The organism is Mycobacterium sp. (genome assembly GCF_035570115.1).
Taxonomy (GTDB): Bacteria; Actinomycetota; Actinomycetes; order Mycobacteriales; family Mycobacteriaceae; genus Mycobacterium.
Genome location: NZ_DATMLH010000069.1, coordinates 1 through 11,407, shown reverse-complemented (window position 1 = coordinate 11,407; position 11,407 = coordinate 1). Strand labels below are relative to the sequence as shown.

Genomic DNA, 11,407 nt, shown 5'->3' with positions numbered 1-11,407 from the left:
GCGGTTAGCCTCCGGGTCAGCATCCGCATTGGCGAATGGAGTTCACGGTGCACCAAGCAATGGGAGAACGCCAAAGCGGCGAACACCCTCTGCCCCACGAAGGGTTGCGGCGGGTGTCGGTTCATGCCGACTCCTTCCACGTCGACTTGGTGTTATCCGCCGCGGTGCCTCTCGGATCGCTGGTACCGCCCATTGTGGACACCTTGGCCGCTGAGCACGGTCACCGCGCTCAGCAGGTGGCTATTCGGCATCAGCTTTCCCTTCCGGGAGATATCGCACTCGACCCATTGAAGACGCTGTCCCAGTTAGGAATCCGGGATGGAACGACATTGATCTTAACCAGCTCTTCGACCGTCTTAGCGCCGCCGCGTTTCGATGACGTAGCAGAGTCGGTATCGGCGACGCTCGCTGGCGCAGTGCGACCTTGGACCCGGCAAGCCGCCCGGCTCATCAGCGTATTGGCGGCCAGTTGGCTGACCTGCACGGGCTCAGCGGTCTTGATTCGAACGGCTTTTGGCATCAACGATGCCCGCCGCAGCAGCTGTGCCGGCGTTGCGGCGATGGCCGGCGTCGTCGCTCTGCCAGTGGCGGCAGTCGCCTACCGCGTGTTTCGCGATAGGACTGCCGGACTCACGCTCGGTCTGGCGGCTAGCGGATTCGCAGCACTCGCCGGGTTGCTGGCAGTTCCCGGCGGCTTAGGAGCGCCCAATGCGCTGCTAGCGACGGCCGCTGCCGCGACATCGGCGACGGCCATGCGCGTGACGGGTTGCTGCACAACAGTGTTCACGGCCTTGACATGTTTCGCGGCAATCGAAGCGGCTGCTGCGTTGGTGGGCGCGGTCACCGCCGCTCCGCTACAGGCACTCGGGGCGGCGTCCGCGGCGGTATCGCTGGTCTTGGTAGAAGCTTCTGCACCGATGTCGATGATGCTGGCGGGGTTGTCCTCACAAGTGAGGTCCGAGCCCGACCCGGCAACGGGCGAACCTGCGTCCGCTCGACATCGCCTGAGCGCCAGAGCGATCCGCGCTAACAGCTGGCTGACCAGCCTGGTCGTCGCATTCTCGGCTGCGGCGGCGACGGGAGCAGTCGGCGCGGCGGCCGGATCGTACTTCGCTGGCCAACGGTTGCTCGGCATTTCGTTCGCCACTATCACCGGAGGTGTGCTGCTGTTGCGGGCGCGCTCACACCAAGACCTGGCGAGATCCGTGCCGCTGGTGGCGGCTGGAACAACCACGCTCAGCGCAACACTTGTCATCACGGCTATTGCCTATCCGCTGAGCACCCCGTACATCGTTGCCGCGTCGACGATGCTGGCCGCCGGCGCGCTATGCCTCGGTTTCATCACCCAAATGACGGCGTTCTCTCCCTTTGGGCGACGGAGTGTAGAACTGCTGGAGTATCTCGCCTTGGCCGTCGTCGTGCCGCTGGCGTGCTGGATCTGCGGGATTTACGGCGCTGCGCGCGGCATGAACTTGCCATGACCACAGCGAAGTCCAGAATGCTCGGATGCGCGACGGCGATGCTGATTGCCTTGCTGCCGCAATGTGCGGCCCCGGCCGCGCGTGCGGTCTCGCCACCACCGATCGACAACAGCCGGCTACCCGAACCGGCGCCACCGACCCCGCCGCAGCCCACCGTGCAGCGCGAGATGTGCGCCGTGCCATCGATAACTCCCGATGCAGACCGGACCAACGCCTCCGGCCAACTCTCCGGACTCGATTTGCAACAGGTTTGGAAACTGACACGTGGTTCGGGTCAGCGGGTCGCCGTCATCGACACCGGGGTTTCGCCGCACTCACGGCTACCTCGTACCGCGGCCGGCGGTGATTATGTATTCACCGGCGACGGCACCCAAGATTGCGATGGACACGGGACCGCGGTTGCCGGGATCATCGCCGCCGCAATGGATCCGCACCATAGAGATGGATTCAGCGGGGTTGCCCCAGGTGTCAGTTTGATCAGCATCCGCCAGTCGAGCACCAAGTTCGGCGCGGTGGCGGATCCGTCCGACTCCGGATTCGGCGATGTCGGCACCATGGCGCAAGCCGTTCGTACCGCGGCGGATCTTGGCGCTTCGGTGATCAATATCTCCTCGGTCGCCTGCATTCGCACCGGGTCGACGATCGACGACCGCGCACTCGGCGCCGCCCTCTCCTACGCGGTTGACGTCAAGAACGTCGTCGTGGTGGTTGCTGCGGGCAACACCGGCACTGGGCAATGTCCCGCGCAATCGCCCCAAGCATCTTGGGATACGGTCACGGTGGTCGTCAGTCCGGCCTGGTATGACGACTACGTGCTCACGGTGGGCTCAGTGAACGCACGCGGCGAACCGTCGTCGTTCACCCTTGCCGGACCCTGGGTGGATGTCGCCGCCCCCGGCGAGGCGGTGATATCGCTGAGTACCTCGGGCGACGGATTAGTGAATACCCTTGATGGGCAGAATAATTCGCGTCCGCTTTCGGGCACCAGCTACGCGGCTCCAGTGGTCAGCGCGTTGGCGGCACTGATCCGATCCCGGTTCCCGAAGCTGACGGCTCGCCAGGTCATGCAACGCATCGAGGCCACCGCGCACCATCCGCCAGGCGGGTGGGATCCTCTGGTGGGCGCGGGCGTTGTCGACCTCCTTGCTGCGGTTAGCACCGACCCACCGGCAATCCCGGCTCCTCTGGCACCACGCACACCGGTGCCGATTGCGCGGCCTCCGCTTCCTGCGCCGGCGGACCACGGTTCCCGAAACACAGCGTTCATGGGCGCGGCGATCTGCGGTGGCGTGTTGGCGCTAATGCTGACCATCGGCGCACTGACGGCCCGGCTACGGCGAGCCGGAGATTGACCGGATCGACTTAATCCCGACGGCGACAGTGTCCTGGGCGACTGAGGCGTTCGCCCGACTCAATTCCGGACCTGCGGGCAGATTGGCTAATAGCGGCCACGGCGCCGGGATCGCCGTATCGGGCAGACCCAGGTCGTGTGCCGCATCGTCATCGTGTATGGCAAATCGCACACCGGTATCGGTTATCAGGTATCGGGTGCCGGCGCGGGGGTTGTCTCCCGACAAGCCAGTGGCGCGCACATACGCACTACGCCCGGGCGCAAGATAAACGGCGTCGACCGCTGGGCCCTTTCCGTCGGCCTGCGATAGCTTCACCGGCTCTTGGCCCGCCGGTACAGGCAGAGCGCCGGCCAAAAACGAGATCTCGACCCCGCCCGACGCAGCGTGCCTCCAGCTGGCGCACAGCGCCGCACCGGCGGCATCCGGCGGCGACGGTGCCCGGTCGGGAAAGGTGGTCACTGGCAGGTCCGCCACCGTCGGAGTCGCGCGGATGACGTCGGGCGCAACCGAGATGGCGGTGCGGGTGCCTCCCGAATCGGTGAATCGCAGCAGATCTGCGGTGACCTGGCCAATGCGCTGAATCCCGTGACTGAGCACGACGTAGTACTCGTCGCCGTCGAGGCGGGTCATGCGGAGCACGCTGCCGACCGGAAATCCCGGTATCGCGGCCGGTCCGCGACCGCCGGCGTCGGAAATTCGCGGCGCCGTGATGGGCGGCGCCTCTGGGACGGCATTCAACAGCATCGGCGACACCGTCAATGGGATCTGACCGTCCAGCCTCAGGGCACGCACAACCGCAGGTTCGTCGAGATTCACGACGGCTCGGCGACCGCCGTAGAGCAGGTAGGTCGACCCACCGAAAACCGGCCTGACCAGCACGGATTGTTCGCTTGCCAAGGGGTGCGACAGTGGTCCCTCGGCCCGGCCGATGACGACCGTCGTACTCGGTGCGGCGCGATCGCCGCTGTCACAAACCGCCCACCGCGATTCATCCTCGGCCAGCGGCATTCCCAGGAATTGCGGAGCACCGGGGATGCCGAGCAGGAGCCCTCGTCTGCTACGGCTCAATTCCGACTCAGGTATCGGCTGAGGGTCAGCGTTCGTTTTCACGATCAGCCTGGCCGAGGCCAGGTTCAGCACCGGATGCAGGGCTTCACCCATTCGGACGTAGAGCGCCCCCGACTCTTTGCCCATCACGATCGGCGCGTTCGCCGCCGCCGGTTGCGGACGTACCACCGCCAGGAGTGCACATCCAACCAGCCCGACGATCGCCAGCACCGAGCCGGCCATCAGCGACTGCATCGAGGCGCGGATCGGTTCGTTCACCCCGCTGATGTCCCTGCCCAGCAGCGCGCACTCGATACGACGTCGCAGGAATCGATACCCGCTCAGCTGCAGCCGTGTGGTCGGTTGCCGTGCCATTAATCCCTCAAGTCACCGGGGCCAGTCGACTTCACGATATTCCGTGGTCATGCGGCGTCTCGCCGTCGATCCACAGGTCGGGCCTGACAACCGCCGATGTGACCTTGGGCCCGATTCTCGGTAAAATCGCCTGGTGAGCATTCACCACGTGAGCCGTTCGGTGCCCCGTCTTCGCTGGTCAGACAGCTTGCGCTGGGCTGGCCTGGCCGCCTCCGCGGTGCTGGCCGCCGGTGTCCTGCTGATCGCCCCCAGCGCCGTTTCGCGCACCGTCCCGTCGGCCGGCGCCGACAACTGCCCGGACGTCGCGCTGACCTTCGCCCGCGGCACCGACGAGCCGCCCGGTCTGGGCCGCGTTGGGCAGTCCCTCGCCGACAACCTGCGGCAGAACACCGGCAAGCACATCGACGCCTACCCGGTCAACTACAAGGCCAGCCTGCTGCAGTTGCACGGCGGTGACGGCGCCAACGACGCCATCAAGCACATCAAAGACGTGGCCGACAAGTGCCCGAACACCCCGCAGGTGCTCGGCGGATACTCACAGGGCGCGTCGGTGATCGACATCGTCACCGGGGTTCCCATCGGCGGCATCGGCTGGGGCAGTTCGCTGCCGCCCCAGTACGCCAACAACGTCGTCGCGGTGACCACCTTCGGCAACCCGGCCGACCGCAGCGGCGGCCCGATCTCGGCCCAGAGCCAGCTGTTCGCCGCCAAGGCCATCGATTACTGCAACCCCGAAGACCCGATCTGCCACGCGGGCCCCGGCAACCAGTGGAGCGGGCACACCGAGGGCTACGTGCCCGTCTACACCAGCCAGGCGGCCAGCTTCGTTCAGACGAGGCTGTTGGGGGTGCTAGCCCCCACCGCACCCCAAGGGCCCATGGGCGTGCCGCCTGGCGCCGGGCAAGGGCTTGGGCCACTGCCTGGGCCTGGGCCTGCGCCCGGTCCCGACGGCCAACCACCGGCGAACGTCGTGGTCGATCAGCCCGCGGTGTTCCACTGACGGGTCACCCGCCGCGCTGATCTACAGTCGTCCAACTAATATCGGGCCATGAAGCTGAGCCCGATAGCCCAACCGTCACTGTCGGTTTTGGCCAAGTTCGCCGCCGCCGCATTACTCGCCGCGGCAATGGTGCTCGCGCCCGCGACCACCCCGGCCTTGATCTCGAAGGCAGCCGCCTCCTGCCCCGACGTCGAGGTGGTGTTCGCCAGGGGACGACTCGAGTCACCCGGCGCGGGCGTCGTCGGCAACGCGTTCGTCAGCGCGCTGCGATCCCGGGTCAATCGGAACGTCAATCTCTACGCGGTGCGCTACCCCGCCGACACCGAGGTCGACGTCGGCGCCAACGACATGAGCGCGCACGTCCAGTCCACGATCAACGGTTGCCCGAACACCCGCGAGGTACTGGGCGGCTACTCGCTGGGTGCGGCGGTCACCGACGTGGTGATAGCGGCTCCCGGCCCGATGTTCGGTTTCACCAATCCGCTGCCGCCGGGCGCCGATCAGCACATCGCGGCGGTCGCGCTATTCGGCAACGGCAGCCAGTGGGTTGGGCCGATCACCAATTTCAACCCGACCTACACCGACCGGACCATCGACATGTGCCACGGCGCCGATCCGATCTGTAATCCGGCCGACCCGCACACCTGGAACGAGAACTGGCCGCAACACTCCGGCAACCTGTATATCAAAGACGGCATGGTCAATCAGGCCGCCGATTTTGTTGCGGGCAAGCTCCAGTAATCGGTTTCGCTGCTGGAACCGCTAAGCGAACCCTGCAAGCCGTATCAGCAATTCAATAGCTTTGCTCGATAACATCCGCTCATGAAATTTGCCCAGAAGCGGGTAGCCGGCTTCGCGAGTTCAGCGTTGCTCGCCGCTGGCCTGCTGATCGCCCCGGCGCTGGCGCCGTACCAGGTAGCCGGGCCGATCCCGACGGCGTCGGCGGCATGCCCGGACGCCGAAGTGGATTTCGCCCGGGGCCGTGAAGAAGCCCCCGGGGTCGGCGAGGTCGGCCAGGCCTTCGTCAACTCGCTGCAGAGGAAGGTGCCGCGAATGACGATCGGCTCCTACGGGGTGAACTACCCCGCCGACGTCAGCGTCACCAAAGGCTCCAACGACATGAGCGCCCACGTGCAGTCGATGGCGGCAAGCTGCCCGAACACCAAACTGGTGCTCGGCGGTTACTCGCTGGGTGCTGCCGCGGCCGACGTCGTCATCGCCATGAACCAGCCGGGTTTCGGCTACACCGATCCCCTACCGCCGCCGATGGATCAGCACGTCGCCGCGGTCGCGCTGTTCGGCAACGCCACCCAACGAGTGGTCGGCGACATCCCCGGTCCGAGCCCGGCCTTCGCCGGCAAGATCATCGACCTGTGTGCTCCGGGCGACCCGATCTGCACCGGGGGCGTCCAGGATCTGCACTGGCACTCACACCTGCAGCCGTCCTACATCGACTCGGGCTTGGTGGATCAGGCGGCGGGCTTCGTCGCCGGCAAGCTGTAGATCAGTCCCGGGTACGCAGGTCGCGGGTGATCAGCGTGCGCGCCTGCAGTTCGCTGTCGGGCGGGTAGTCGACCCTCACCAGCGTCAAGCCCCGCGCCGGTGCGGCGGCGAAGTCGCTGGAGCGGCGGGTGTCGGTGAGCAGCTTCGCACACCAGTCGGCGGTGCGCCGCTGTTCGCCGACGGCCAGCAGCGCGCCGACCAGCGACCGCACCATCGACCAGCAGAAGGCGTCGGCGCTGACGTGTGCGGTGATCAGATCACCCTCGCGGGACCAGTCCAGCCGCTGCAGATCTCGAATCGTGGTAGCGGCCTCGCGGTGACGGCAAAACGCGGCGAAGTCGTGCAATCCCAACAGGTTTCGCGACGCCGCCATCATCGCATCCACGTCAAGCGGGCGCGGCCAGGCGGTGACATAGCGGGCCTCGTGGGGCTCGACCCCATAGGGAGCGGTCGAGAGCCGATAGATGTAGTGGCGCCGCAGCGCCGAGAATCGTGCGTCGAAACCCGCAGCCGCACGGATGATCCGGCGGATCCGCACGTCAGCAGGCAACAGCCGGCCCAGACGCCGGACCAGCGGCAGGAATTCCGGTTCATTTTGTCGGGGCGAACGGGGATAGGCGTTGGGCAGCGCATCGAGCGGAACGTCGGCATGGGCGACCTGACCGATGGCATGCACGCCGGTGTCGGTGCGCCCGGCCGCCCGCAACCGCACCGGGGTCCGAAACACCGTCGAAAGCGCTTCCTCGAGAATGCCCGCAACCGTGCGCTGACCTGACTGCGTTGCCCATCCGGCGAAATCCGTGCCGTCATAGGCGATATCGAGCCGAAGACGAACGCACCCGCCATCGGCGTCGATGGCGGGTGCGTCGTTCAACGGCAAGTTGCCAGAACTACTCAGCGTCCTCGGCTTCCGGCTCAGCGGCTTCCGGCTCAGCGGCCTCCCCCTCAACGGCCTCCGCCTCCGCTTCCGGCTCAGGCGTCGTGGCCTCGGCCTCGGCGTCGGCGTCGGCGGCAACTTCGGTGGTCTCGACCTCGGCCGCCGACTCCTCCGCCTCTACTGCGGCCTCCGGCTGCGCGTCGGTCGCCTCGGGCACTGCTGTCGGAGCAGCCTTCGAGCCGCCGACCCGACGCGCGCGGTCGGCTTCGGAGGTAACCGTCTTCTCTTGCACCAGCTCGATCACCGCCATCGGGGCGTTATCGCCCTTGCGTGCCTCGACCTTGATGATGCGGGTGTAGCCGCCGTTGCGGTCGGCGAAGAACGGCCCGATCTCGGCGAACAGGTTGTGCACCACGTCCTTGTCGCGGATCTTCTTGAGCACCTCACGCCGGTTGTGCAGCGTGCCCTTCTTGGCGTGGGTGATCAGCTTCTCCGCGTAGGGCCGCAATGCCCGAGCCTTGGTCTCGGTGGTCTTGATCCGGCCGTGCTCGAACAGCGCCGTCGCCAGGTTGGCCAGAATCGCCTTCTGGTGCGAAGACGACCCGCCGAGGCGAGGACCCTTGGTGGGCTTGGGCATTGCGACTTCTCCTAAATGGGGCCGGTCCCCGTATCAGGTAGGACCGGGACGGAATTCCTTAGAGCTGTTCGGTTTCGGCGTAGTCCGCGTCGTCGTAGCTGCCTTCGGCGGACCAGGTGCCGGTGGCCACGTCGTAGCCGGCGACCTCGGAGGGGTCGAAGCTGGCCGGGCTGTCCTTCAGCGACAGACCCAGCTGGTGCAGCTTGACCTTCACCTCATCGATGGACTTCTGCCCGAAGTTGCGGATGTCCAGCAGGTCGGACTCGGTGCGCGAGACCAGCTCGCCGACGGTGTGCACGCCCTCGCGCTTGAGGCAGTTGTACGAGCGCACGGTCAGATCCAGGTCGTCGATCGGCAGCGCGAACGACGCGATGTGATCCGCCTCGGCCGGCGACGGCCCGATCTCGATGCCCTCGGCCTCGACGTTGAGTTCACGTGCCAGACCGAACAATTCGACCAGCGTCTTACCGGCCGACGCCAACGCGTCACGTGGGCCGATCGAGCTCTTGGTCTCGACGTCGAGGATCAGCTTGTCGAAGTCGGTGCGCTGCTCGACACGGGTGGCGTCGACCTTGTACGTCACCTTGAGTACCGGCGAGTAGATGGAATCGACGGGGATACGGCCGATTTCGGCGCCCGAGGCCTTGTTCTGCACGGCCGGGACATAGCCGCGGCCACGCTCGACGACGAGCTCGATCTCGAGCTTGCCCTTGTCGTTCAGCGTCGCAATGTGCATCTCGGGGTTGTGCACGGTGACACCGGCAGGCGGCACGATGTCGCCGGCGGTGACCTCGCCCGGACCCTGCTTGCGCAGATACATCGTCACCGGCTCGTCTTCCTCCGAGGACACCACCAGGCTCTTGAGGTTCAAGATGATGTCGGTGACGTCTTCCTTCACACCTGGCACGGTGGTGAACTCGTGCAGCACACCATCGATACGGATACTGGTGACCGCCGCGCCGGGAATCGACGACAACAACGTGCGGCGCAGCGAGTTACCAAGCGTGTAGCCAAATCCCGGCTCCAGCGGCTCGATGACGAACTGCGAACGGTTGTCGTTGATGACCTCTTCGGACAGGGTGGGTCGCTGTGAGATCAGCATGGTGTTTCTTCTTCTCCTTCTCGGCACCCGCTATTTGATGCCGCTAAGACCTGCACTGGGTTCAGTGCAGGGGGTCTTACTTCGAGTAGTACTCGACGATCAGCTGCTCGGTGAGCGGCACGTCGATCTGGGCACGCTCGGGCAGTTGGTGGACCAGGATGCGCTGACGCTCGCCGACCACCTGCAACCAGCTGGGGATCGGACGATCACCGGCGGTCTCGCGTGCGATCTGGAAGGGCACCGTGTTGAGCGACGAGTCCCGCACATCGATGATGTCGTACTGCGACACCCGGTAGCTGGGGACGTTGACGTGCATGCCGTTGACCGTGAAGTGGCCGTGGCTGACCAGCTGGCGGGCCATCCGGCGGGTGCGAGCTATCCCGGCGCGGTAAACCACGTTGTCCAGCCGGCTTTCCAGGATCTGCAGCAGCTCGTCACCGGTCTTGCCGGGACGGCCCGCAGCTTCTGCGTAGTAGCGGCGGAACTGCTTCTCCATGACGCCGTAGGTGAAGCGGGCCTTCTGCTTCTCCTGCAGCTGCCCCAGGTATTCGCTCTCCTTGATCCGCGCCCGGCCGTGCTGGCCGGGCGGGTAGGGGCGCTTCTCGAACGCCTGGTCACCGCCGATGAGGTCGGTGCGCAGCCGGCGTGATTTCCGGGTGATGGGTCCGGTGTAACGAGCCATTGTCTGTCTCTTCCTCCTGGGCCGACTAGACCCGGCGACGCTTGGGCGGGCGGCAGCCGTTGTGCGGCTGGGGGGTGACATCAGAGATCGCGCCGACCTCCAGGCCGGCGGCCTGCAGCGACCGGATCGCGGTCTCCCGGCCCGAGCCCGGGCCCTTGACGAACACGTCGACCTTCTTCACGCCGTGCTCCTGCGCCTTGCGGGCGGCGTTCTCGGCGGCCAGCTGCGCGGCGAACGGCGTCGACTTACGGGACCCCTTGAAGCCGACGTGGCCGGACGACGCCCACGCGATGACGTTGCCCTGCAGGTCGGTGATCGTCACGATCGTGTTGTTGAACGTGCTCTTGATGTGGGCAGCGCCGTGCGGGACGTTCTTCTTCTCACGCCGCCGGGTCTTCTGACCCTTCTTGGGCGCGGCGGCGGCTGCCTTCTTGGCTGGGGGCATGACTTACCTGGCCTTCTTCTTGCCTGCGATGGTGCGCTTGGGACCCTTGCGGGTGCGCGCATTGGTCTTGGTGCGCTGACCACGCACCGGCAGGCCGCGGCGGTGCCGTAGCCCCTGGTAGCAGCCGATCTCGATTTTGCGACGGATGTCCGCCTGCACCTCACGGCGCAGGTCACCCTCGACCTTGAGATTGGCTTCGATGTAGTCGCGCAGATGGGTCACCTGATCGTCGGTGAGGTCCTTGGTCCGCAGGTCTTTGTCGATACCGGTGGCGGCCAAAATTTCGTTCGACCGGGTACGGCCGACACCGTAGATGTAGGTCAACGCGACCTCCATGCGCTTGTCGCGCGGGAGGTCAACGCCCACAACTCGAGCCATGGGTGGCATTCCTTCTGTTCGCGGAGGTCTGATCCCAGTCCGTTCCCGGCTTACTGCTCCGAGGTCCGGCCTCCGTTCCGGACGTGGATGAGCTGGCCCATCTCTAAAGATTCCAGCCGCTCACTGGTGCTGGGAGGTCTGCATTAAGTTGTGTGTGCCGAGCTTGCGGCTCGGCCTAATTGCCCGGCTAGCCCTGGCGCTGCTTGTGGCGCGGATCAGAGCAGATCACCATGACCCGCCCATGCCGACGGATCACCCTGCATTTGTCGCAGATCGGCTTGACGCTCGGGTTCACCTTCACGGCTGTTTCGATCCTGTTCTATCTACTCGTCGGTTGATTCGTTCGGGGCTTTACTTGTAGCGGTACACGATGCGGCCCCGGGACAGGTCGTAGGGAGACAACTCCACCACCACCCGGTCCTCGGGCAGGATGCGGATGTAGTGCTGCCGCATCTTGCCGCTGATGTGGGCAAGCACCTTGTGGCCGTTCTCCAGCTCAATGCGGAACATCGCATTGGGCAGGGGCTC

Annotated in this window: 14 protein-coding genes; 5 read left to right on the top strand and 9 right to left on the bottom strand. The window is 65.9% G+C overall.

Annotated features, from left to right (window positions below; all coding sequences use genetic code 11):
- The first annotated feature begins 47 nt into the window (after window positions 1–47).
- Both eccD and mycP read left to right on the top strand, forming a co-directional pair.
- Complete coding sequence (gene eccD / locus VNW74_RS05150; RefSeq protein ID WP_325675520.1) at window positions 48–1,481, top strand: type VII secretion integral membrane protein EccD; 1,434 nt, start codon at window positions 48–50, stop codon at window positions 1,479–1,481.
- Window positions 1,478–2,833, top strand: coding sequence for a type VII secretion-associated serine protease mycosin (gene mycP, locus VNW74_RS05145; protein ID WP_414686600.1), 1,356 nt, complete (start codon window positions 1,478–1,480; stop codon window positions 2,831–2,833). Before eccD ends, mycP begins: the two co-directional genes overlap by 4 nt.
- Here mycP and eccB read toward each other — a convergent pair.
- Window positions 2,813–4,255, bottom strand: a complete 1,443-nt coding sequence (gene eccB / locus VNW74_RS05140) for a type VII secretion protein EccB (protein ID WP_325675519.1) — start codon at window positions 4,253–4,255, stop codon at window positions 2,813–2,815. The two genes, mycP and eccB, sit on opposite strands and share 21 nt — an antisense overlap.
- 160 nt (window positions 4,256–4,415) lie before the next feature.
- On the opposite strand from eccB, the gene VNW74_RS05135 reads away from it, so the two are divergent.
- From VNW74_RS05135 to VNW74_RS05125, 3 genes are all read left to right on the top strand, one after another.
- Window positions 4,416–5,255 (top strand): cutinase family protein, encoded by an 840-nt coding sequence (locus VNW74_RS05135; protein WP_325675536.1) that lies wholly within the window; start codon window positions 4,416–4,418, stop codon window positions 5,253–5,255.
- 126 nt (window positions 5,256–5,381) lie between these two features.
- Window positions 5,382–5,996 (top strand): cutinase family protein, encoded by a 615-nt coding sequence (locus tag VNW74_RS05130; RefSeq protein WP_325675535.1) that lies wholly within the window; start codon window positions 5,382–5,384, stop codon window positions 5,994–5,996.
- Window positions 5,997–6,077: 81 nt separating this feature from the next.
- Entirely contained in the window at window positions 6,078–6,758 is a 681-nt protein-coding gene (locus tag VNW74_RS05125) for a cutinase family protein (protein WP_325675518.1), read from the top strand.
- Between the two features lies 1 nt (window position 6,759).
- Here the strand turns inward: VNW74_RS05125 and truA are convergent, their stop codons facing one another.
- The 8 genes from truA to infA form a co-directional block, all read right to left on the bottom strand.
- Window positions 6,760–7,632 carry a tRNA pseudouridine(38-40) synthase TruA gene (truA, locus tag VNW74_RS05120; protein ID WP_325675517.1) on the bottom strand — a complete coding sequence of 291 codons (873 nt, stop codon included), beginning with the start codon at window positions 7,630–7,632 and terminating at the stop codon, window positions 6,760–6,762.
- A gap of 16 nt (window positions 7,633–7,648) precedes the next feature.
- Window positions 7,649–8,272: a 50S ribosomal protein L17 gene (gene rplQ, locus VNW74_RS05115; RefSeq protein ID WP_325675516.1), complete on the bottom strand. Its 624-nt coding sequence runs from the start codon at window positions 8,270–8,272 to the stop codon at window positions 7,649–7,651.
- A gap of 58 nt (window positions 8,273–8,330) precedes the next feature.
- Window positions 8,331–9,374, bottom strand: coding sequence for a DNA-directed RNA polymerase subunit alpha (locus VNW74_RS05110; protein WP_325675515.1), 1,044 nt, complete (start codon window positions 9,372–9,374; stop codon window positions 8,331–8,333).
- Between the two features lie 76 nt (window positions 9,375–9,450).
- On the bottom strand, window positions 9,451–10,056 hold the full coding sequence (rpsD, locus tag VNW74_RS05105) for a 30S ribosomal protein S4 (RefSeq protein WP_325675514.1): 606 nt from the start codon (window positions 10,054–10,056) through the stop codon (window positions 9,451–9,453).
- 25 nt (window positions 10,057–10,081) lie between these two features.
- Window positions 10,082–10,501, bottom strand: coding sequence for a 30S ribosomal protein S11 (gene rpsK, locus VNW74_RS05100; protein ID WP_325675513.1), 420 nt, complete (start codon window positions 10,499–10,501; stop codon window positions 10,082–10,084).
- Between the two features lie 3 nt (window positions 10,502–10,504).
- On the bottom strand, window positions 10,505–10,879 hold the full coding sequence (rpsM, locus tag VNW74_RS05095) for a 30S ribosomal protein S13 (protein WP_324441948.1): 375 nt from the start codon (window positions 10,877–10,879) through the stop codon (window positions 10,505–10,507).
- Window positions 10,880–11,066: 187 nt separating this feature from the next.
- Window positions 11,067–11,180 carry a 50S ribosomal protein L36 gene (gene rpmJ / locus VNW74_RS05090; RefSeq protein ID WP_003879483.1) on the bottom strand — a complete coding sequence of 38 codons (114 nt, stop codon included), beginning with the start codon at window positions 11,178–11,180 and terminating at the stop codon, window positions 11,067–11,069.
- Window positions 11,181–11,230: 50 nt separating this feature from the next.
- The coding region (infA, locus tag VNW74_RS05085; RefSeq protein WP_414686601.1) for a translation initiation factor IF-1 at window positions 11,231–11,407 on the bottom strand (177 nt) is incomplete at its 5' end.

Coding starts and splice junctions, on each gene's coding strand:
- eccB (WP_325675519.1), bottom strand. CDS start 4,255: ATGGCACGGCAACCGACCACACGGCTGCAGCTGAGCGGGTATCGATTC.
- rpsD (WP_325675514.1), bottom strand. CDS start 10,056: ATGGCTCGTTACACCGGACCCATCACCCGGAAATCACGCCGGCTGCGC.
- VNW74_RS05125 (WP_325675518.1), top strand. CDS start 6,078: ATGAAATTTGCCCAGAAGCGGGTAGCCGGCTTCGCGAGTTCAGCGTTG.
- rplQ (WP_325675516.1), bottom strand. CDS start 8,272: ATGCCCAAGCCCACCAAGGGTCCTCGCCTCGGCGGGTCGTCTTCGCAC.
- rpsM (WP_324441948.1), bottom strand. CDS start 10,879: ATGGCTCGAGTTGTGGGCGTTGACCTCCCGCGCGACAAGCGCATGGAG.
- rpsK (WP_325675513.1), bottom strand. CDS start 10,501: ATGCCCCCAGCCAAGAAGGCAGCCGCCGCCGCGCCCAAGAAGGGTCAG.
- VNW74_RS05110 (WP_325675515.1), bottom strand. CDS start 9,374: ATGCTGATCTCACAGCGACCCACCCTGTCCGAAGAGGTCATCAACGAC.
- mycP (WP_414686600.1), top strand. CDS start 1,478: ATGACCACAGCGAAGTCCAGAATGCTCGGATGCGCGACGGCGATGCTG.
- VNW74_RS05130 (WP_325675535.1), top strand. CDS start 5,382: ATGGTGCTCGCGCCCGCGACCACCCCGGCCTTGATCTCGAAGGCAGCC.